Source organism: Pseudomonas shiyinii (assembly GCF_056725765.1).
In genome coordinates this window covers 3,614,539-3,634,509 of record NZ_CM161522.1, presented here as the reverse complement: position 1 = coordinate 3,634,509, position 19,971 = coordinate 3,614,539, and the positions used below count along the sequence as shown (strand labels likewise).

Here is a 19,971-nt window from a genome sequence, read left to right as displayed (position 1 = left end):
GATTCCGGTAGGAGCGGCCTTGTGCCGCGAAAGGGCCGCAACGCGGCCCCAGCCGTTCAAAGTTCCGCGTTGCGGGTCTCTTTCAGGCACAGCACGGCGATCAGGCTGATCACAGCCGCCGCCGAGACGTAGCCGCCCACCCAGCTCAACCCACCCATGCTCACCAGTTTCTGGGCGAAGAACGGAGCCGCCGAGGCGCCGACGATGCCGCCCAGGTTGTAGGCCGCCGAGGCGCCGGTGTAGCGCACATGGGTCGGGAACAGTTCAGGCAGCAAGGCGCCCATCGGGGCGAAGGTCACGCCCATCAGGAACAGCTCGATGGCCAGGAACAGCGCCACGCCCGTGGTCGAGCCCGAAGTCAGCAGTGGCTCCATGGTGAACCCCGATGCCACCGCCAGCAGTGCGCCGACGATCAGCACCGGCTTGCGCCCGTAGCGGTCGCTCAACCAGGCCGACAAGGGCGTGGCCAGGGCCATGAAGACCACGGCGAAGCACAGCATGCCCAGGAAGCTCTGGCGGGTGTAGCCCAGGGTCGAGACCCCGTAGCTCAGGGAAAACACCGTGGAGATGTAGAACAGCGCATAGCACACCACCATCGCCAGGGCGCCCAGCAGGGTCGGCAGCCAGTACTTGGCGAACAGGTCGACCACCGGCAGTTTCACCCGCTCATGGCGCGCCACGGCCTTGGCGAACACCGGGCTTTCCTCGAGCTTCAGGCGCACATACAGGCCCACCACCACCAGTGCGGCGCTGAGCAGGAACGGAATGCGCCAGCCCCATTCGCGGAACTGTTCGTCGCTGAGCACCAGGGCCAGGCTCAGGAACAGACCGTTGGCGGCCAGGAAGCCGATCGAAGGGCCCAATTGCGGGAACATGCCGAACCAGGCCCGCTTGCCTTCGGGCGCGTTCTCGGTGGCCAGCAGCGCAGCCCCGCCCCATTCGCCGCCCAGCCCCAGGCCTTGGCCAAAGCGCAACAGGCAGAGCAGTACCGGTGCCCAGATACCGATGCTGTCATAGCCCGGCAACACGCCGATCAGCGTGGTGGACACGCCCATCAGCAACAGCGAGGCGACCAGGGTCGACTTGCGCCCGATGCGGTCGCCGAAGTGGCCGAACAGCGCCGAGCCCAGCGGGCGGGCGAGGAAGGCGATGCCGAAGGTGATGAAGGCCGCGAGCATCTGCGCGGTGCCCGAGCCCGACGGGAAGAACACCGGGCCGATCACCAGGGCCGCGGCCGTGGCATAGACGTAGAAGTCGTAGAATTCAATGGCGGTGCCGATGAAGCTGGCGGTGGCCACCCGCGCAGGCGAGTTGACCGGAGCTGCCGGGGTATCGGCATAGGTACTGCTGGTTGTCATCGTGTAGGTCCCTGACAGTCGATTGCTCCTTGTGGGCGGTTCGTGCCCTGCCGGGCAGACAGGGGCGCACGGGCGCCGGAGCGAATAGTAGTGAGTCGCCCGACTGACGATAGCCCAGGGGGTAGGGAAGGGGAGCGGGCTGTTCTGGGTGGTGAAGCAGGACCGCGGGGCGTGTCAGTGGAGCGGACTGGCCGTAGGACGCCGGGTGCGGGTAGCGGGCGGGACGGCAGGGCTGGGTAAGCGTGACCCGAGTATAGCTATCGGGTCACGGTCCACACCAGTACCTTGCTGGCGCAATTGTCCTCTGTTTCGAGGATTTCCAGGCGATAGCGGCCGATCTTCAGGCAGACGGCGCTTTCCGGGATGCTTTCCAGGGCTTCGGTGACCAGGCCGTTGAGGGTCTTCGGGCCGCCGTCGCAGGGCAGGTGCCAGCCGAGGCTGCGGTTGATCTCGCGCAGCGAGGCGGTGCCTTCGATCACGTAGCGGCCATCGTCCAGGGGGTGGACGTGGGGGTTGTCGAGGGACTGTTCGTCCTCGAACTCGCCGACGATCTCCTCGAGGATATCCTCCAGGGTAACGATCCCCAGCACTTCGCCGTATTCGTCGACCACCACGCCCAGGCGCCGCTGCTGCTTGTGGAAGTTCAGCAGCTGCATCTGCAGCGGCGTGCTCTCGGGTACGAAATAGGGCTCGTAGCAGGCGGCCCGCAACGCCTCGCGGGTCAGTTCGGCGTGGGGTAGCAGGTGGCTGATCTGCTTGGTGTTGAGGATGGCTTCGACCTGGTTGATATCGCTGTGGTAGACCGGCAGGCGGGTATGGCGGCTGACGATCAGCTGCTCGATGATCTGCTCGATCGGCTCGTCCAGGTTGATGCCGTCCACTTCGTTGCGCGGCACCAGGATGTCGTTGACGGTGATCTTGTCCAGCGATTGCAGGCCTTCAAGCAGGCCCGCCCGAGGGGCCTCGAAGGGTTCGGCGTCGTCGAAGTCGTCGTGCTCCTCCGGGTGCAGGGCTACTGCCGTGGGCGGGGTGCGAAACGGCCGCAGGAGCAGTTTGGCGCAGCCATCGAGCAGGCAGGCCAGTGGCTGCAATAGCACCAGCGGCCAGCGCAACAGGGCGCCGAGGGCGACGAAGGCCTGCGGGTTGCGCCGGGCCATGCGTCGTGGCAGGTATTCGCCCAGGACCAGCAAGGTGAAGGTGGCCGCCAGGCCGGCCAGCCAGAAGCCATGCTCACCGTTGTAGCGCTGCCCGGCCAGGCAGGCCAGGCCGAGCACCAGCAGCTTGCCCAGGCTCGCACACAGCACCACGGCCTGGGCCGGCAGGGCGGGTTCGGTGCTTTCAGCGGGGCGCTGGTGGCCGTTGAGCAGTTGGCGGGCCGCGTCGACTGCGGTGAACAGCGCCGACCACAGCAGCGCCAGTGCCAAGGTGCCGAGTAGCGGTGCGTACGGCAGGGTGTTCATGGGCGGCCGTCAGATATGCAGGATGAATTCACGTACCAGCTTGCTGCCGAAATAGGCCAGCATCAGCAGGCAGAAACCGGCGAGGGTCCAGCGGATCGCCTTGTGGCCACGCCAGCCCAGGCGGGTGCGGCCCCACAGCAACAAGCCGAACACCACCCAGGCGATGCAGGACAGCAAGGTCTTGTGCACCAGGTGCTGGGCGAACAGGTTATCCAGGAACAGCCAGCCGGACACCAGCGACAGCGAAAGCAGGCCCCAGCCCGCCCAGAGGAAGCCGAACAGCAGGCTTTCCATGGTTTGCAGGGGCGGGAAGTTGCGGATCAACCCGGAGGGGTGCTTGTGCTTGAGCTGGTGGTCCTGCAGCAGCAGCAACAGGGCCTGGAACACGGCGATGGTGAACAGGCCATAGGCCAGGATCGACAGCAGGATGTGCGCCAGGATCCCCGGCTCCTCGTTGACCAACGGTACGGTCCCAGGTGGCGCGAACTGGGCCAGCAGGGCGGTGATGGCGCCGAGCGGGAACAGCAGTATCAGCAGGTTTTCCACCGGGATGCGCAGGCAGGCCAGCAGGGTCAGGCCGATCACCGCGACGGCGATCAGGCTGGCGGCGCTGAAGAAGTCCAGGCTCAGGCCCAGCGGGGTGATCAACTGGAAGAACAGGGCGCCGCCCTGGGCGAGCACGGCAAGGGCGCCGAGCAGGCCGAGCAGGCGCTTGTCGGCCTTGCGGCCCTGGGCGAAGTAGGCACCCTGGTAGATAGCTGCGGCTATATAAAGGCCGGCGGCGATCAGGTTGGGGATGAGGCTGGGAGAGGAGACCATAAGTCCTGGTTGGCGAGCCTTAAAGAGACGGAGTGTGGCATAGATCGCCGCTGCCAAGGAAGACCGGCAGGCCCCATCGCCGGCAAGCCGGCTCCCACCTGTCCCGCGCTGCTTTTAGAGACACCGCCATACCTGTGGAGAGGGGCGGCTTGCCGGCGATGGGGACACCGACCATCCAGATCCGGTGGTGCCAAGGTGTGCGCCGTCGCCGCTCTTCGCTATAATCGCCGCCTTGCTGTGCCCAGCGCGTGTACCTATTCACCTGGGCGCCTGAAAAACCTCGGCTTCACTAGGGCCTGAAAGGATCACCATGTTCGAAAACCTGACCGACCGCCTGTCACAGACGCTGCGCCATGTCACCGGCAAGGCCAAGCTGACCGAAGACAACATCAAGGACACGCTGCGCGAAGTGCGCATGGCCCTGCTCGAGGCCGACGTCGCCCTGCCGGTGGTCAAGGATTTCGTCAACAGCGTCAAGGAGCGTGCGGTCGGCACCGAGGTGTCGCGCAGCCTGACCCCGGGCCAGGCGTTCGTGAAGATCGTCCAGGCCGAACTCGAAGGCCTGATGGGCGCCGCCAACGAAGACCTGGCGCTCAATGCCGCTCCGCCCGCCGTGGTGCTGATGGCCGGCCTGCAGGGCGCAGGCAAGACCACCACCGCCGGCAAGCTGGCGCGCTTCCTTAAAGAGCGCAAGAAAAAGAGCGTGATGGTGGTCTCGGCCGACGTCTACCGCCCAGCGGCGATCAAGCAGCTGGAAACCCTGGCCAATGACATCGGCGTGACCTTCTTCCCGTCCGACATCAGCCAGAAGCCCGTGGCCATCGCCGAGGCGGCGATCCGCGAGGCCAAGCTCAAGTACATCGACGTGGTGATCGTCGATACCGCCGGCCGTCTGCACATCGACGCCGACATGATGGACGAGATCAAGGCCCTGCACGCCGCAGTCAAGCCGGTCGAGACCCTGTTCGTGGTCGACGCCATGACCGGCCAGGACGCCGCCAACACCGCCAAGGCCTTCGGCGACGCGCTGCCACTGACCGGCGTGGTGCTGACCAAGGTCGACGGCGACGCCCGTGGCGGTGCCGCTCTGTCGGTGCGCGCCATCACCGGCAAGCCGATCAAGTTCATCGGCATGGGCGAGAAGACCGAGGCCCTGGAGCCGTTCCACCCGGACCGTATCGCCTCGCGTATCCTCGGCATGGGCGACGTGCTCAGCCTGATCGAGCAGGCCGAGCAGAACATCGACAAGGCCAAGGCCGACAAGCTCGCCAAGAAGCTCAAGAAGGGCAAGGGCTTCGACCTCGAGGACTTCCGCGACCAGCTGCAGCAGATGAAGAACATGGGCGGCCTGGGCGGCCTGATGGACAAGCTGCCGAGCATCGGCGGGGTCAACCTGTCGCAGATGGGCAATGCCCAGGGCGCGGCCGAGAAGCAGTTCAAGCAGATGGAGGCGATCATCGACTCCATGACGCCGGCCGAACGTCGCGACCCGGAAATCATCAGCGGCTCGCGCAAACGCCGCATCGCCCTCGGCTCCGGCACCCAGGTGCAGGATGTCGGCCGGCTGATCAAGCAGCACAAGCAAATGCAGAAGATGATGAAGAAATTCTCCGCCAAGGGCGGCATGGCCAAGATGATGCGTGGCCTGGGCGGGATGCTGCCGGGTGGCGGCATGCCGAAGCTGTAATGTCATTCAGGGCGGTTGCCTTTGATCGGGCAGCCACCCGGAACCCCCGCCTTGGCGGGAACGATGTCGCGAAATCCGCGGCTTAACCGGCAGATCTGAACGGCGCGGCAGGCCCTCGCCGAAAAAGGCATTTGCAAATGTCCGTGTATTCCCCGAGAATATGCGGCCTTTTGGGCACCCTGTGCCCATTTGGGCATTCAGATTTGCAGCACCGACTATAGGAACGATGTTCACATGGTAACCATCCGTCTTGCCCGTGGCGGCTCGAAAAAGCGCCCATTCTACCACCTGACCGTGACCAACTCGCGTAACGCCCGTGACGGCCGTTTCGTTGAGCGCGTTGGCTTCTTCAACCCGATCGCATCGGGCGCCGAAGTCAAGCTGTCGGTCAACCAGGAACGCGTCAACTACTGGCTGAGCCAGGGCGCGCAGCCGTCTGAGCGTGTTGCTCAGCTGCTGAAGGACGCTGCCAAGGCCGCTGCCTGAGCAGTATGAACGCGACGCCAGAAAACGCTGACGCCCTCATCGTCGTCGGCAAGATTTTTTCGGTTCACGGCGTTCGCGGCGAGGTGAAGGTGTACTCCTTTACCGATCCGATTGAAAACCTGTTGGATTATCCACGCTGGACGCTTCGGCACGAAGGCAAGGTAAAGCAGGTCGAGCTGGTCAACGGTCGTGGCTCCCAAAAGGGCCTGGTCGTGAAATTGAAAGGCCTCGACGATCGTGATGAAGCGCGTCTTCTGAGCGGTTACGAAATCTGCATCCCGCGGAGCCTTTTGCCCAACCTGGCAGCTGACGAGTACTACTGGTACCAGTTGGTGGGCCTGAAGGTCATCAATCAGGACGAACAGCTGTTCGGCAAGATCGATCACCTGTTGGAGACCGGTGCGAACGATGTAATGGTGGTCAAGCCTTGCGCAGGCAGCCTGGATGATCGCGAGCGTCTGTTGCCCTATACGGAGCAATGTGTGCTGGCAGTCGACCTGGAAGCAGGCGTGATGCGAGTCGAATGGGACGCGGATTTCTAACGATGGGCAACCTTCGCGTAGAAGTCGTCACCCTGTTCCCCGAGATGTTCTCGGCCATCACGGAGTACGGCATTACCAGCCGCGCGGTGAAACAGGGGTTGCTGCAGGTGACCTGCTGGAACCCGCGGGACTACACCACGGATCGCCATCACACGGTGGATGATCGGCCTTTTGGCGGTGGTCCTGGCATGGTGATGAAGATCAAGCCTCTGGAAGACGCCCTGGCCAGCGCCAGGCAGGCAACCGGAGCATCGGCGAAGGTGATCTACCTTTCGCCACAAGGCCGCAAGCTGACCCAGCAGGCGGTCGAAGGCCTGGCACAACAGGAATCGTTGATCCTGATTGCCGGCCGTTATGAAGGCATCGACGAGCGTTTTATCGAGGCTCATGTCGATGAAGAGTGGTCGATTGGCGACTATGTGCTTTCCGGTGGCGAGCTGCCGGCCATGGTACTGATCGATGCGGTTACGCGACTGCTGCCCGGAGCTTTAGGGCATGTGGACTCGGCGCAGGAAGATTCCTTCACCGATGGTCTGCTCGATTGCCCGCACTACACCCGACCGGAGGTGTATGCGGATCAGCGCGTTCCCGACGTGTTGCTTAGCGGCAACCATGCACACATCCGGCGTTGGCGGTTGAAGCAGTCCCTTGGTAGGACCTTCGAACGACGCGCCGATCTTCTGGAAAGTCGCTCGCTTTCTGGAGAAGAGAAGAAGCTGCTCGAGGAATACCTCCGCGAGCGGGACGATAGTTAACGTATCGATGGTGGATCGAGTTATCCGCCTTAGGAGCACAGCATGACCAACAAGATCATCCAGCAGCTCGAAGCCGAGCAGATGAACAAGGAAATCCCTGCCTTCGCACCAGGCGACACCATTGTCGTCCAGGTCAAAGTGAAGGAAGGCGACCGTTCCCGTCTGCAGGCGTTCGAAGGTGTCGTTATCGCCAAGCGTAACCGCGGCCTGAACAGCGCCTTCACCGTGCGCAAGATCTCCAGCGGCGTTGGCGTAGAGCGTACCTTCCAGACCTACAGCCCGCAGATCGACAGCCTGTCCGTGAAACGTCGTGGTGACGTGCGTAAGGCCAAGCTGTACTACCTGCGCGACCTGTCCGGCAAAGCCGCTCGCATCAAGGAAAAACTGTCCTGAGTGCAGTTTGACCGGTGGCCGAGGCCACCTTGCGAGAGAAAAAGCAGCCTTCGGGCTGCTTTTTTGCTTTCTGCTGCAGGGATTGTTCACTGGCCCTGTAGGAGCGGGCTTGTCCCGCGATTGGGCGCAAAGCGCCCCCTTCCATTCTTCAGCGATTGGCCACGCCCGCCTCGACAGCCGTTTTCGCCTCCCGATCAGCCTCTACCAGCGCCACCAGCGTCCACCCTGGCTGGGGCTTTAGCGGTGCGTCCGGGCTGGCCACATGCACCCAGCCATTGGCGTCGCAGGCGAACAGGACGGTGGCTCGATCGCCATGCAGGTCCTGGTAGTCCTGCCAGGAAAAGCCCTCGGTCAGGTGGGTGCTGTACAGCTCGGCACCCTGGTGCAGGCGGTTGGCCAGTTGCCCGTAGGTCATCGGGTTCGCCCCCAGTAATTGGCCGCGATGTTCCTCGCTGGCGCGGTGCTTGTCGCTGCGCTGCTTCTCCAGACCGCTGGCCAGCACGAACAGGCGGTTATGGCCGAAGTCATGGCGAAAGCGCGCGCAGGCCAGGGCATTGAGCTCGCCTGCCGGCGACAGGCCGAGCAGGTGGCCAAGACCGACCAGGTCCAGGTGGGCATCGGCATGCTGGGAGGCAGGGTTGCCGAAATAGGTCGGCAGCCCATCCATGCGCGCGGCGCGGATGTTTTCCCAGCTCGAGTCGGTCAGCAGGACCCGGCTACCCAGTTGTTGCAAGGCTTTGGCGACGGCGCGTGCCGGTGGGTTGGCGCCGACGATGAGAAAGCCGCTGGGCGCAGGTTCGGCAACCTTGAGCAGGCGGGCCAGGGGCCTGGCGGTGGCGCTCTGCAGCACCACGGTGCCGATGATCACCGCGAAGGTCAGAGGCACCAGCAGCAGAGCGCCCTCATGGCCCGCTTCGTCCAGGCGGATGGCGAAGATGGCCGAGACCGCTGCAGCAACGATACCCCGTGGGGCGATCCAGGCCAGCAGCAGGCGTTCGCGCCATGCCAACGTCGAGCCCCAGGTGGACAGCAGAACATTGAGCGGGCGTGCCAGCAGTTGGATTACCAGCAGCAACGCCAGTACCGCCGGGCCCAGGGCCAGCAATGCATGCAGGTCGAGGCGGGCGGCCAGGAGGATGAACAGGCCGGAAATCAACAGCACGCTGAGGTTTTCCTTGAAGTGCAGGATCTGCCGTACATCCACCCCCGGCATGTTCGCCAGCCACATGCCCATCACCGTCACCGCCAGCAGGCCGGATTCATGGACGATCTGGTTGGCCGCGATGAAGATGCCCAGCACCGCGGCCAACGAGGCCAGGTTGTGCAGGTACTCCGGCAGCCACTGGGCGCGCATCACCTGCCCCAGCAACCAGCCGCCGGCGGCGCCCAGGGCGCTGCCGCAGAAGATCACCCCGCCGAAGGTCACCAGGCTCTGGCTGAGTCCTTCGCCATCGGTGCGGGCGATGATGAAGCTGTAGACCACCACCGCCAGCAAGGCGCCGATCGGGTCGATGACGATGCCTTCCCAGCGCAGGATGTTGGCGATCGCCGCCTTGGGCCGCACCACGCGGAGCATGGGCACGATCACCGTCGGGCCGGTCACCAGGGTCAGGGTGCCGAACAGGATCGCCAGCGGCCAGTCGAAACCCAGCAGCCAATGGGTGGCCAGGGCGATCACCAACCAGGTGCTCAGCGCGCCCAGGGTCACCAGCCGGTGCACCACGCTGCCGATCTCACGCCATTGGGACAGGTGCAGCGTCAGGCTGCCTTCGAACAGGATCAGGGCCACGGCCAGAGACACAAGGGGCATCAGCAACGGGCCGAACAGGTCTTGAGGCGACAGCCAGCCGAGCACTGGGCCGGCGACGATCCCGCACAGCAACAGAAACAGGATCGCAGGCAGCTTCAGGCGCCAGGCCAGCCATTGGCAAGCCAGTGCGGCGGCGCCGATGCCACCGAAACTCAGGAGAATCTGCTGTTCGCTCATGCGGGCTCCCTATGCCGACGTTGTTATGAAAGACTAAGCGCCAATTCGTCGTTTGCCACCGAGTTTTCATGTCCGCCCTCGACCATCCCCTGATCGACCAGTTCCTCGATGCCCTGTGGCTTGAAAAAGGCCTGTCCGACAACACCCGCGCCTCCTACCGAAGCGACCTGGCCTTGTTCAATGGCTGGCTGCAGGCGCGCGGCGTGGCATTGCCGGACGTTGGTCGCGAACTGATCTTCGATCACCTGGCCTGGCGCGTCGACCAGGGCTACAAGCCCCGTTCCACGGCGCGCTTTCTTTCCGGGCTGCGCGGCTTTTTCCGCTACCTGCTGCGCGAGCGGCTGGTCAGTGTCGACCCGACCTTGCAGGTCGACATGCCGCAGTTGGGCCGGCCTTTGCCCAAGTCCCTCTCCGAGGCCGACGTCGAGGCATTGCTCAAGGCGCCGGACCTGGGCGAGGCCATCGGCCAGCGCGACCGGGCCATGCTCGAGGTCCTTTATGCCTGTGGGCTGCGCGTTACCGAGCTGGTCAGCCTGACACTCGACCAAGTCAACCTGCGCCAGGGCGTGTTGCGGGTCATGGGCAAGGGCAGCAAGGAGCGCCTGGTGCCGATGGGGGAGGAGGCGGTGGTGTGGCTGGAGCGCTACCTGCGCGATGGGCGCGGCGAACTGCTCAACGGCCGCCCCAGCGACGTGTTGTTCCCCAGCCAGCGGGGCGAGCAGATGACCCGGCAGACCTTCTGGCACCGCATCAAGCACCAGGCCAAGGTGGCCGGGATCGACAAGCCGCTGTCGCCCCATACCCTGCGCCACGCCTTCGCCACCCACTTGCTCAACCACGGCGCGGACCTGCGTGTGGTGCAGATGCTGCTGGGGCATAGCGACCTGTCCACCACGCAGATCTACACCCATGTGGCCAAGGCGCGCCTGCAACAGCTGCATGCCCAGCACCATCCGCGTGGATGAATGATTTTCATGTTCCGACCTGTGGCGTGTGAGGGCTGATTTAGCGCCTGCCGGTTGTGGTAGGCTTGGACGGTTTCCAAGGGCCGCACGGTCGACGCCCGCTTGCCGCATGTCGACGCCCTCCGGCCCCGTCCGCCTTCAGGAGTACCCCATGCGCGTGACCCATCTTTTCGCCGCCGCCGCCCTGGCGCTGGCCAGCACCTTTGCCGTGGCTGCGGCCAGCGACGCCGGTGCCGGCGCCGAGCAGGCGATCCGCAACACCCTCAAGACGCTTGAGCTGGAAGTACCGATCGAGAGCGTGGCCAGCAGCCCGGTCAATGGCCTCTATGAAGTCAAGCTGCAGGGCGGACGCGTGCTGTATGCCAGCGCCGACGGTCAGTTCGTGATGCAGGGCTACCTGTACCAGATCCAGGATGGCAAGCCGGTCAACCTCACCGAGAAGACCGAGCGCCAGGGCATCGCCAAGCTCATCAACGGCATTCCGGCTGCCGAGATGGTGGTTTATCCTGCCAAGGGCCAGACCAAATCGCATATCACCGTCTTCACCGATACCACCTGCCCGTATTGCCACAAGCTGCACGCCGAAGTGCCCGAGCTCAACCGTCGCGGTATCGAAGTGCGTTATGTCGCCTTCCCGCGCCAGGGCCTGGGCTCGCCGGGTGACGAACAGCTGCAGGCGGTCTGGTGCTCCAGCGACCGTCGCGCGGCACTGGACAAGATGATCGATGGCAAGGAAATCAAGGCCGCCAAGTGCGCCAACCCGGTCGGCAAGCAGTTCCAGCTGGGCCAGTCGATCGGCGTCAATGGCACGCCTGCGATCGTCCTGGAAAGTGGCCAGGTGATTCCGGGCTACCAGCCGGCCCCTCAGGTGGCCAAGCTGGCGCTGGCGCAAGGCAAGTAATTCAAACAGTACGCCGTCTTCATGGGGAGACGGCACGTTTCACGGTCGGCGCAGGCGCCGGCCGTTCAATGGGGAGTTCACAGTGAAACCGGTCAAAGTAGGCATCTGTGGGTTGGGGACCGTCGGTGGCGGAACCTTCAATGTACTTCAGCGCAACGCCGAGGAGATCGCCCGCCGTGCCGGGCGCGGTATTGAAGTGGCACAGATCGCCATGCGCTCGCAGAACCCGAACTGCCAGATTACCGGTACCCCCATTACCGCTGATGTGTTCGAGGTCGCGTGCAACCCCGAGATCGATATCGTCATCGAGCTGATTGGCGGCTACACCATTGCCCGTGACCTGGTGCTCAAGGCCATCGAGAACGGCAAGCACGTGGTCACCGCCAACAAGGCGCTGATCGCCGTGCATGGCAACGAGATTTTCGCCAAGGCCCGCGAGAAGGGCGTCATCGTCGCCTTCGAAGCTGCGGTGGCCGGCGGCATCCCGGTGATCAAGGCGATCCGCGAAGGCTTGTCGGCCAACCGTATCAACTGGCTGGCGGGCATCATCAACGGCACCGGCAACTTCATCCTTACCGAGATGCGTGACAAGGGCCGTGCCTTCCCCGAAGTGCTGGCCGAAGCCCAGGCCCTGGGCTACGCCGAAGCCGACCCGACCTTCGACGTCGAAGGCATCGATGCCGCCCACAAACTGACCATCCTGGCGTCCATCGCCTTCGGCATCCCGCTGCAGTTCGACAAGGCCTACACCGAAGGCATCACCCAGCTGACCACCGCGGACGTCAACTACGCCGAGGCCCTGGGTTACCGTATCAAGCACCTGGGCGTGGCCCGCAGCACCGACGCCGGTATCGAGCTGCGTGTCCACCCGACGCTGATCCCCAACGACCGCTTGATCGCCAACGTCAACGGCGTGATGAACGCGGTGATGGTCAATGGCGACGCCGCTGGTTCCACCTTGTACTACGGCGCAGGTGCCGGCATGGAGCCGACCGCCTCCTCGGTCGTCGCCGACCTGGTGGATGTTGTCCGCGCCATGACCTCCGACCCCGAGAACCGCGTGCCGCACCTGGCCTTCCAGCCAGACTCGCTGTCGGCTCACCCGATCCTGCCGATCGAGGCCTGCGAGAGCGCCTACTACCTGCGCATCCAGGCCAAGGATCACCCGGGCGTGCTGGCCCAGGTGGCGAGCATCCTCTCCGAGCGCGGTATCAACATCGAGTCGATCATGCAGAAGGAAGCTGAGGAGCAGGATGGCCTGGTGCCGATGATCCTCCTGACCCACCGCGTGGTGGAGCAGCGCATCAACGACGCCATCGTTGCCCTGGAAGCCTTGCAGGACGTGGTCGGCAAGGTCGTGCGCATCCGCGTCGAACAGCTCAATTAATGTCAGTGGCGGGTCGCGACGGCGGCCCGCGCCCAGAACCGAAGGTTTGCACCCATGCGCTATATCAGTACCCGCGGCCAGGCACCGGCCCTGAATTTCGAAGATGTCCTGCTGGCCGGCCTTGCCAGCGATGGCGGCCTGTACGTGCCGGAAAACCTGCCACGCTTCACCCAGGAGGAGATCGCCTCCTGGGCCGGCTTGCCGTACCACGAACTGGCCTTCCGGGTGATGCGCCCGTTCGTCGACGGCAGCATCGCCGATGCCGACTTCAAGAAGATCCTGGAAGAAACCTACGGCGCCTTCGCCCACGCCGCCGTTGCGCCGCTGCGCCAGCTGGGCGGCAACGAATGGGTCATGGAACTGTTCCACGGCCCGACCCTGGCCTTCAAGGATTTCGCCCTGCAGCTGCTCGGCCGCCTGCTCGACCACGTGCTGGCCAAGCGCGGCGAGCGTGTGGTGATCGTCGGCGCCACCAGCGGTGACACCGGCTCCGCAGCTATCGAAGGCTGCCGCCGTTGCGACAACGTCGACATCTTCATCCTGCACCCGCACCAGCGCGTGTCGGAAGTGCAGCGCCGCCAGATGACCACCATCTTCGGTGACAACATCCACAACATCGCCATCGAAGGCAACTTCGACGACTGCCAGGAAATGGTCAAGGCCAGCTTCGCCGACCAGTCCTTCCTCAAGGGCACGCGCCTGGTGGCGGTGAACTCGATCAACTGGGCGCGGATCATGGCCCAGATCGTATACTACTTCCATGCAGCGCTGCAGCTGGGTGGCCCGGCCCGTTCGGTGGCCTTCTCGGTGCCGACCGGCAACTTCGGCGACATCTTCGCCGGCTACCTGGCGCGCAACATGGGCCTGCCGATCAGCCAATTGATCGTGGCCACCAACCGCAATGACATCCTGCACCGCTTCATGAGCGGCAACCAGTACGTCAAGGATGCCCTGCACCCGACCCTGTCGCCGTCGATGGACATCATGGTGTCGTCGAACTTCGAGCGCCTGCTGTTCGACCTGCATGGTCGCAACGGCGCCGCCATCGCCGAGCTGATGGAGCGCTTCAAGCAGGGCGGCGGCTTCAGCGTCGAGCAAGACCGCTGGACCGAGGCCCGCAAGCTGTTCGATTCCCTGGCGGTGACCGACGAGCAGACTTGCGAGACCATCGCCGAGGTGTTCGCCAGCACCGGTGAGGTGCTGGACCCGCACACGGCGATCGGCGTCAAGGCCGCCCGCGAATGCCGCCGCAGCCTGGACACGCCAATGGTGGTGCTGGGCACGGCGCACCCGGTCAAGTTCCCCGAGGCGGTGGAAAAGGCAGGCGTGGGCAAGGCCCTGGAGCTGCCGGCGCACCTGAGCGATCTGTTCAGCCGCGAAGAGCGCTGCACGGTCCTGGCCAATGACCTGAAGACCGTCCAGGCCTTCGTCAGCCAGCACGGCAACCGCGGCAAGCCGCTCTGACCTCATTGCGGGACAGGTCGGGCCGCCGGTCCGACGTGTCCCGCGATCACGGCAACGCCGTTGCCATGCACCGCGGCGCGCAAGCCGTTCCCGCAACGGGTGGCGCGGATATTTCTACAAAAGATTCGGATTTTTCTGACATAGCTTTCAGCGTGACGCCATTAGAGTGACTTGCCCATTCACGCGGGTGCGATACCCCAGGAGCGGCTCATGCAATGGCTCAACGTGCTGATTCACGCACGACCTTCCCACGACATTTCCCTGCATCAGGCCTGCAATGCCCACGGCGTCTTCAATGTACGGGTCGCCCAGGACCTGCTCGAGGCCAAGTCCTGCCTGGCGCAACGCGGTACGGTCGACCTGCTGATCCTGGACAATGCCATGCCGGTACGAGAGGGGCGAGTCCTGCTCCGGCAGGTGGATCGCGCACAGCGTCCTTGTGCGTTGTTGTTCGTCGGCGAGCCGGCGGGGCAAGGAGAGAGCCTGGCCCGCGAAGCCCGGCGGCAGGACCTCAAGGTCGTCGGTGAGCTGTCCTGGCCCTTGTCGATGCCGACCTTGCAAAGAGCGCTGGAGCGCCTGGCGTTGCCGGCCGGCCTATCCGTCTAGGCCGGTTGTCAAACTGTAATCTCCCCCGCGCATGCTCAAGGTGACCGGCGCTGTGTGACGAACTTTCCGCTGCGCCTGGTGGTCAGTTCCGATAGGTTCCACGAACAGCGAGTAAGCCGGATGGAAAGAATCTGCAAACTGCTCAACCATGCCCTGACCCCTTACCAGGCCCAGCTTGGCGAAACAGACGCCAGCGGCAACCGCCAACTCACCGTGGTCGACAAGCAGGGGGACGTGACCCTCCAACGCACCGTGAGCCAACATCAGTTGCAGGACCAGCGGCTGCTGGTCGATCTGGTCGATGGCCTGCACCGGGACCTGCAGATCGCCGAAGGCCGTTTGCAACCCTGCGTGATTGCGGCCTTGCAGCATCAGCGAACATTCCAGGGAACCTTCGCCTGAACGGTTCATCAGAAACAGTAGGGGTGGTGTGACAGCGCTTTGCTCCGGTGCTGCGGGCTGCCCCTGGAAGCCCCTTGGGCTTCGCTTGACCCCGGACGATCCTTCCCCAGCGTCCGGGGTTTCTTTTTTGAGGCAATAAACCTAGTTCTGGCGGTCTTCGAAAAAGTGCTTGCTGTGCTCCAGGTAGTCCACTCGTTGCTCCGGGTCCAGCCAGTGGGCATACAGTGCAGGCAGGACGTCCCGGCGCAGGGCCGACAGCAGTTGGTCGATATGGCGGATGGCTTCGCGCCCCAGCGGCGTATCGGAGCAGCCGACATGCAGGAACTGGTAGCGGCTCACGCCCTGGATGGGATGGAACGCATAATCCTCCAGCGGCCAACCCTGCGCCTGAATCAGGTAGCGGATTTCCGGCCAGTACCCCAGCACCAATTGCAGGCGCCCCAGCTGCTGCATCTGCAACAGGTTGGTGGTGGCTTCATTGCCGTAATGGCGGCTCACGACGGTGTCGGGCAGTTGGCGCAGCATGGCATCGACCTGGGTGCTGTAGCTGCGTTCTGCGACCACGCCAAGCTTGAGACGGGGCTCGGCGAGCAAGCGCTTGAGGTCGACGCGCTCGCCGTCCAGAAGGGGCGTCAGCATGGCCTGGTCCTGCTTGCGCACCACCACGCCGCTGCTCAACACGCCCAACGACGGTGTGGAGAAATGCACGAACCTGGCCCGCTCCGGCGTCCACAGCAAAGTCGGGTCACAGGTGAAGCTGGGCTCCTGGAGCATCTGCATGCCCCGGGCACGATTGACCCGGATGATGCTGTGCTCGTATTCGGGCATCTGTGCGATCAGCTGTGGCAGCAGACGGTCGATGACGCCCTGGCCTTGTGCTACGCCATCGAAGATGGTGAACGGTGGCAAGTCGCGTATCAGCCACATCAGGCGTTCCTTGGCGCTGGCCATGGCGGGCAACAACCCGCACAACAGTACCAACAGGCCCAGCACCTTCCGGACGGCCAGGGGCATCGGCGTGCCGTCAGACCGCACCGGCTTCGCGCAACCGGCTGATAGCTGGCGCGTCGTAGCCCAGGCTGGCGAGCACCGCCTCGGTATGTTCGCCCAGGGCCGGGCCGACCCATTCGGTGGAGCCCGGGGTGTCCGAGAGCTTGGGGACGATGCCCGGCATCTTGAACGGCTTGCCATCGGGCAGCCTGGCCTGGAGGAACATTTCGCGGGCCAGGTACTGCGGGTCGTTGAACATGTCCTCGGCCGAGTAGATCCGGCTCGCCGGTACCTCGGCATCGGTCAGCACCTGCATCACCTGCGCCAGCGGCAGGCTGTTGACCCAGCGGTCGATGACGCCGTAGAGCTCGTCGCGGCGCAGGTCCCTGCCATCGTTGGTGGCCAGGGCCGGGTCGCTGGCCAGGTCGTCGCGGCCGATGGCCTGCATGAAACGCTTGAAGATGGCATCGCCATTGGCGCCGATCTGCACGTGCTTGCCATCGGCGCTGGTGTGGATGGAGGAGGGCGTGATGCCCGGCATGATGTTGCCGGTGCGCTCGCGGATGAAGCCGAACACATCGAACTCCGGCACCATGCTTTCCATCATGGCGAAGATGGCTTCGTACAAGGCCACATCCACCACCTGCCCCTGGCCACCGTTGACCTCGCGGTGACGCAGGGCCATGAGTGCGCCGATCACGCCCCACAGGGCGGCGATCGAATCGCCGATGGAGATCCCGGTGCGCACCGGTGGGCGGTCCTCGAAACCTGTGATGTAGCGCAGGCCGCCCATGGATTCGCCCACGGCGCCGAAACCGGGCTGGTCCTTCATCGGGCCGGTCTGGCCGAAGCCCGACAGTCGCACCATGACCAGGCGCGGGTTGAGCGCATGCAGCACCTCCCAGCCCAGGCCCAGTTTCTCCAGCACGCCGGGCCGGAAGTTCTCGATCAGGATGTCGGCATCGGCCAGCAGCCGCTTGAGAATCTCACGGCCTTCGGGGTGCTTGAGGTTGAGTGTCAGCGATTGCTTGTTGCGCGCCTGGACGAACCACCACAACGAAGTGCCCTCGTACAGCTTGCGCCATTTGCGCAGCGGGTCGCCGCCATCGGGGGATTCGACCTTGATGACCTCGGCGCCGAATTCGGCGCAGATGCGCGAGGCGAAGGGGCCGGCGATCAGGGTGCCGAGCTCGATCACTTTCAGGCCGGCGAGGGGTTTGCTGGGCGTGGGCATGGGGCATCCGTGGCGGCTGGGTTGATGCGTGGTTTTATCATAGGTCGTCGGCTGCAGGTACTGTCACGGCACAACGAAGGGCGGGATCGGTTAGACTGTGTGACTTTTATTTCGCAAGAAGCCCCCGCCCATGGCCCAGCCGTCCACCACCTACAAGTTCGAACTGAATCTGACCGACCTCGACCGCGGCGTATACGAGAACGTCCGCCAGACCATCGCCCGCCATCCTTCGGAAACCGAGGAGCGCATGGCCGTGCGCCTGCTGGCCTATGCCCTGTGGTACAACGAGAACCTGTCGTTCGGCCGCGGCCTGTCGGACGTGGACGAGGCGGCCTTGTGGGAAAAGAGCCTGGATGACCGCGTGCTGCACTGGATCGAGGTCGGCCAGCCGGATGCCGAGCGCCTGACCTGGTGCTCGCGCCGTACCGAACGTACCAGCCTGCTGGCCTATGGCAGCCTGCGCGTATGGCAGAACAAGGTGGTCGATGCGGTCAAGGGCCTGAAGAACCTCAGCATCGCCGCGGTGCCCCAGGACGTGCTGGAGACCCTGGCCACCGACATGCCCCGCTCGATCAAGTGGGACGTGATGATCAGCGAGGGCACCCTGTTCGTGACCGACGACCGTGGCCAGCACGAAGTGCAGCTGGAGTGGCTGCTCGGTGAGCGTGGCTGACCTGTCCCCAACCTGATTGCCGAAGCCCTCAATGCGTATCGAACCTCGTCCCTTGCCACCGAGCCTGCCCTTTCTCGGTAACCTCCCGCCCTTGCTGACCCGCCTGTATGCCGCCCGTGGCGTGCAGTCGGAGGCCGAACTGGACAAGAGCCTGGCGCGGCTGCTGCCCTACCAACAGCTCAAGGGCATCGACGCGGCGGTGGACCTGCTGGTCGAGGCGCTCGACCAGCACCAGCGCATCCTCATCGTCGGCGATTTCGACGCCGACGGTGCCACGGCCAGTACCGTCGGTGTGCTTGGCCTGCGGCTGCTGGGCGCGGCCCATGTCGACTACCTGGTGCCGAACCGTTTCGAATACGGCTATGGCCTGACCCCCGAAATCGTCCAGGTGGCCCTGCAGCGCGAGCCGCAGTTGCTGATCACGGTGGACAACGGCATCTCCAGCGTCGAGGGCGTCGCCGCCGCCAAGGCGGCCGGCCTGAAGGTGCTGGTCACCGACCACCACCTGCCGGGCGAACACCTGCCGGATGCCGACGCGATCGTCAACCCGAACCAGCCCGGCTGCGATTTCCCCAGCAAGGCCCTGGCCGGCGTGGGGGTGATCTTCTATGTATTGATGGCCCTGCGTGCACGCCTGCGCAGCCTGGGCCGCTATGACAGCCAAGCGCAGCCGAACATCGGCGAGCTGCTCGACCTGGTGGCCCTGGGCAGCGTCGCCGACGTGGTGCCGTTGGATGCCAACAACCGCATCCTGGTGCACCAGGGGCTGGAGCGTATCCGCGCTGGGCGGGCCCGGCCGGGGCTCAAGGCCATCCTCGAACTGGCCCGGCGCGATCACCGGCGCATCACCTCCACCGACCTTGGCTTCATTCTCGGCCCGCGCCTGAATGCGGCCGGCCGCCTGGACGACATGAGCCTGGGGATCGAATGCCTGCTCTGCGATGACGCAGCCTTGGCGCTGGACATGGCCCAGCAGCTCGATGGGCTGAACCAGGACCGCAAGTCCATCGAGCAGGGCATGCAGCGCGAGGCGCTGGCCCAGCTCAAGGACCTGCCGGTCGAGTCCATGCCTTATGGCCTGTGCCTGTTCGAGCCCGACTGGCACCAGGGGGTGATCGGCATCCTTGCGTCGCGGCTGAAGGAGCGTTACCACCGGCCGACGATCGCCTTTGCCGACGCCGGCGAGGGGATGCTCAAGGGGTCGGCGCGTTCGGTACCTGGGTTCCATATCCGCGATGCGCTGGATGCGGTGGCGGCACGGCATCCGCACTTGATCAGCAAGTTCGGCGGGCATGCCATGGCGGCCGGCCTGTCGTTGCCGGCGGAGCATTTCCCGGCGTTTGCCGCAGCCTTCGACGAGGAGGTTCGCCGGCACCTTGGGGAAGAGGACCTGACCGGGCGGTTACTGTCCGACGGGACGCTGGCGGTCGAGGAGTTCCACCTGGACCTGGCACGTGCCTTGCGCCATGCCGGGCCGTGGGGGCAGCACTTCCCCGAGCCATTGTTCCACGGGGTTTTCCAGTTGGTCGAGCAGCGGGTGGTGGGGGAACGGCACCTGAAGGTGGTGCTCAAGAGTGAGTGCGGTTCGGTCAGGCTGGACGGGATTGCCTTCGGGATCGACCGGGAGGTCTGGCCGAACCCTACGGTACGTTGGGTGGAGCTGGCCTACAAGTTGGATGTGAACGAGTTTCGCGGGCAGGAGAGCGTGCAATTGATGATTGCACACATGGAGGCGCGGTAGCCGGATTTATCGGCGCGCGCTCGTCCCGCGATTGGGCGGCGCTCGATCTTTCAGACACTCTCCCTGAAGGCAGGCACTCCCTATCTGGTCTAGTCTGAACACTACCGATACCGGACCAAGG

At 64.6% G+C, this 19,971-nt stretch carries 19 protein-coding genes; 13 read left to right on the top strand and 6 right to left on the bottom strand.

The annotated features are described in order from the left end of the window. Window positions 1–56: 56 nt before the first annotated feature. The 3 genes from ACXHGZ_RS16365 to ACXHGZ_RS16355 all read right to left on the bottom strand — a co-directional run bounded on the left by ACXHGZ_RS16365 (window position 57) and on the right by ACXHGZ_RS16355 (window position 3,637). Window positions 57–1,358 (bottom strand): MFS transporter, encoded by a 1,302-nt coding sequence (locus ACXHGZ_RS16365; protein WP_084856754.1) that lies wholly within the window; start codon window positions 1,356–1,358, stop codon window positions 57–59. A gap of 257 nt (window positions 1,359–1,615) precedes the next feature. Then, complete coding sequence (locus ACXHGZ_RS16360; RefSeq protein ID WP_480460598.1) at window positions 1,616–2,818, bottom strand: transporter associated domain-containing protein; 1,203 nt, start codon at window positions 2,816–2,818, stop codon at window positions 1,616–1,618. A gap of 9 nt (window positions 2,819–2,827) precedes the next feature. Next, entirely contained in the window at window positions 2,828–3,637 is an 810-nt protein-coding gene (locus ACXHGZ_RS16355) for a cytochrome C assembly family protein (protein ID WP_480460597.1), read from the bottom strand. Between the two features lie 310 nt (window positions 3,638–3,947). Here ACXHGZ_RS16355 and ffh point away from each other — a divergent pair, with 310 nt between their 5' ends. The 5 genes from ffh (at window position 3,948) to rplS (ending at window position 7,500) form a co-directional block, all read left to right on the top strand. Then, window positions 3,948–5,324 (top strand): signal recognition particle protein, encoded by a 1,377-nt coding sequence (gene ffh, locus ACXHGZ_RS16350; protein ID WP_043212452.1) that lies wholly within the window; start codon window positions 3,948–3,950, stop codon window positions 5,322–5,324. A gap of 234 nt (window positions 5,325–5,558) precedes the next feature. Further along, window positions 5,559–5,810, top strand: a complete 252-nt coding sequence (gene rpsP / locus ACXHGZ_RS16345) for a 30S ribosomal protein S16 (RefSeq protein ID WP_023382041.1) — start codon at window positions 5,559–5,561, stop codon at window positions 5,808–5,810. A gap of 5 nt (window positions 5,811–5,815) precedes the next feature. Next, window positions 5,816–6,352 carry a ribosome maturation factor RimM gene (gene rimM, locus ACXHGZ_RS16340; RefSeq protein WP_070574704.1) on the top strand — a complete coding sequence of 179 codons (537 nt, stop codon included), beginning with the start codon at window positions 5,816–5,818 and terminating at the stop codon, window positions 6,350–6,352. Window positions 6,353–6,354: 2 nt separating this feature from the next. Beyond that, window positions 6,355–7,107, top strand: coding sequence for a tRNA (guanosine(37)-N1)-methyltransferase TrmD (gene trmD, locus ACXHGZ_RS16335; protein WP_196144557.1), 753 nt, complete (start codon window positions 6,355–6,357; stop codon window positions 7,105–7,107). 42 nt (window positions 7,108–7,149) lie between these two features. Then, window positions 7,150–7,500: a 50S ribosomal protein L19 gene (gene rplS, locus ACXHGZ_RS16330; protein WP_084856761.1), complete on the top strand. Its 351-nt coding sequence runs from the start codon at window positions 7,150–7,152 to the stop codon at window positions 7,498–7,500. A 148-nt stretch (window positions 7,501–7,648) separates the two neighbouring features. Here rplS and ACXHGZ_RS16325 read toward each other — a convergent pair whose 3' ends face one another. Then, on the bottom strand, window positions 7,649–9,487 hold the full coding sequence (locus tag ACXHGZ_RS16325) for a cation:proton antiporter (RefSeq protein WP_480460596.1): 1,839 nt from the start codon (window positions 9,485–9,487) through the stop codon (window positions 7,649–7,651). Between the two features lie 68 nt (window positions 9,488–9,555). Here ACXHGZ_RS16325 and xerD point away from each other — a divergent pair, with 68 nt between their 5' ends. The 6 genes from xerD (at window position 9,556) to ACXHGZ_RS16295 (ending at window position 15,212) form a co-directional block, all read left to right on the top strand. Beyond that, on the top strand, window positions 9,556–10,452 hold the full coding sequence (xerD, locus tag ACXHGZ_RS16320) for a site-specific tyrosine recombinase XerD (RefSeq protein WP_084856764.1): 897 nt from the start codon (window positions 9,556–9,558) through the stop codon (window positions 10,450–10,452). Window positions 10,453–10,603: 151 nt separating this feature from the next. Beyond that, on the top strand, window positions 10,604–11,353 hold the full coding sequence (locus tag ACXHGZ_RS16315; protein ID WP_224456722.1) for a DsbC family protein: 750 nt from the start codon (window positions 10,604–10,606) through the stop codon (window positions 11,351–11,353). Between the two features lie 82 nt (window positions 11,354–11,435). Continuing rightward, entirely contained in the window at window positions 11,436–12,740 is a 1,305-nt protein-coding gene (locus ACXHGZ_RS16310) for a homoserine dehydrogenase (RefSeq protein WP_224456721.1), read from the top strand. 54 nt (window positions 12,741–12,794) lie between these two features. Next, complete coding sequence (thrC, locus tag ACXHGZ_RS16305) at window positions 12,795–14,204, top strand: threonine synthase (protein WP_084856769.1); 1,410 nt, start codon at window positions 12,795–12,797, stop codon at window positions 14,202–14,204. Window positions 14,205–14,414: 210 nt separating this feature from the next. Next, window positions 14,415–14,810, top strand: a complete 396-nt coding sequence (locus tag ACXHGZ_RS16300; RefSeq protein ID WP_480460595.1) for a response regulator — start codon at window positions 14,415–14,417, stop codon at window positions 14,808–14,810. A 120-nt stretch (window positions 14,811–14,930) separates the two neighbouring features. Beyond that, a complete protein-coding gene (locus ACXHGZ_RS16295) occupies window positions 14,931–15,212 on the top strand; it encodes a DUF3509 domain-containing protein (RefSeq protein ID WP_480460594.1) in 282 nt (93 codons plus the stop codon). A gap of 141 nt (window positions 15,213–15,353) precedes the next feature. On the opposite strand, the gene ACXHGZ_RS16290 is transcribed toward ACXHGZ_RS16295, so the two are convergent. Continuing rightward, window positions 15,354–16,226 (bottom strand): TIGR02285 family protein, encoded by an 873-nt coding sequence (locus ACXHGZ_RS16290; RefSeq protein ID WP_480460593.1) that lies wholly within the window; start codon window positions 16,224–16,226, stop codon window positions 15,354–15,356. Window positions 16,227–16,236: 10 nt separating this feature from the next. After that, window positions 16,237–17,436: a CaiB/BaiF CoA transferase family protein gene (locus tag ACXHGZ_RS16285; protein WP_480460592.1), complete on the bottom strand. Its 1,200-nt coding sequence runs from the start codon at window positions 17,434–17,436 to the stop codon at window positions 16,237–16,239. Window positions 17,437–17,566: 130 nt separating this feature from the next. On the opposite strand from ACXHGZ_RS16285, the gene ACXHGZ_RS16280 reads away from it, so the two are divergent. Beyond that, window positions 17,567–18,109: a YaeQ family protein gene (locus tag ACXHGZ_RS16280; protein ID WP_196144568.1), complete on the top strand. Its 543-nt coding sequence runs from the start codon at window positions 17,567–17,569 to the stop codon at window positions 18,107–18,109. A gap of 31 nt (window positions 18,110–18,140) precedes the next feature. Continuing rightward, the gene (gene recJ / locus ACXHGZ_RS16275) at window positions 18,141–19,850 is read left to right on the top strand and encodes a single-stranded-DNA-specific exonuclease RecJ (protein WP_480460591.1); all 1,710 of its coding nucleotides are present in this window, start codon (window positions 18,141–18,143) and stop codon (window positions 19,848–19,850) included. Window positions 19,851–19,971 lie beyond the last annotated feature (121 nt).

Bases quoted from the DNA above. Each gene is read 5' to 3' on its own strand.
- ACXHGZ_RS16355 (WP_480460597.1), bottom strand. From the start codon at position 3,637: ATGGTCTCCTCTCCCAGCCTCATCCCCAACCTGATCGCCGCCGGCCTT.
- ACXHGZ_RS16280 (WP_196144568.1), top strand. From the start codon at position 17,567: ATGGCCCAGCCGTCCACCACCTACAAGTTCGAACTGAATCTGACCGAC.
- ACXHGZ_RS16300 (WP_480460595.1), top strand. From the start codon at position 14,415: ATGCAATGGCTCAACGTGCTGATTCACGCACGACCTTCCCACGACATT.
- ACXHGZ_RS16315 (WP_224456722.1), top strand. From the start codon at position 10,604: ATGCGCGTGACCCATCTTTTCGCCGCCGCCGCCCTGGCGCTGGCCAGC.
- xerD (WP_084856764.1), top strand. From the start codon at position 9,556: ATGTCCGCCCTCGACCATCCCCTGATCGACCAGTTCCTCGATGCCCTG.
- ACXHGZ_RS16285 (WP_480460592.1), bottom strand. From the start codon at position 17,436: ATGCCCACGCCCAGCAAACCCCTCGCCGGCCTGAAAGTGATCGAGCTC.
- recJ (WP_480460591.1), top strand. From the start codon at position 18,141: ATGCGTATCGAACCTCGTCCCTTGCCACCGAGCCTGCCCTTTCTCGGT.
- rpsP (WP_023382041.1), top strand. From the start codon at position 5,559: ATGGTAACCATCCGTCTTGCCCGTGGCGGCTCGAAAAAGCGCCCATTC.
- ACXHGZ_RS16290 (WP_480460593.1), bottom strand. From the start codon at position 16,226: ATGCCCCTGGCCGTCCGGAAGGTGCTGGGCCTGTTGGTACTGTTGTGC.
- ffh (WP_043212452.1), top strand. From the start codon at position 3,948: ATGTTCGAAAACCTGACCGACCGCCTGTCACAGACGCTGCGCCATGTC.
- rplS (WP_084856761.1), top strand. From the start codon at position 7,150: ATGACCAACAAGATCATCCAGCAGCTCGAAGCCGAGCAGATGAACAAG.
- trmD (WP_196144557.1), top strand. From the start codon at position 6,355: ATGGGCAACCTTCGCGTAGAAGTCGTCACCCTGTTCCCCGAGATGTTC.
- rimM (WP_070574704.1), top strand. From the start codon at position 5,816: ATGAACGCGACGCCAGAAAACGCTGACGCCCTCATCGTCGTCGGCAAG.
- ACXHGZ_RS16325 (WP_480460596.1), bottom strand. From the start codon at position 9,487: ATGAGCGAACAGCAGATTCTCCTGAGTTTCGGTGGCATCGGCGCCGCC.
- thrC (WP_084856769.1), top strand. From the start codon at position 12,795: ATGCGCTATATCAGTACCCGCGGCCAGGCACCGGCCCTGAATTTCGAA.
- ACXHGZ_RS16365 (WP_084856754.1), bottom strand. From the start codon at position 1,358: ATGACAACCAGCAGTACCTATGCCGATACCCCGGCAGCTCCGGTCAAC.
- ACXHGZ_RS16295 (WP_480460594.1), top strand. From the start codon at position 14,931: ATGGAAAGAATCTGCAAACTGCTCAACCATGCCCTGACCCCTTACCAG.
- ACXHGZ_RS16360 (WP_480460598.1), bottom strand. From the start codon at position 2,818: ATGAACACCCTGCCGTACGCACCGCTACTCGGCACCTTGGCACTGGCG.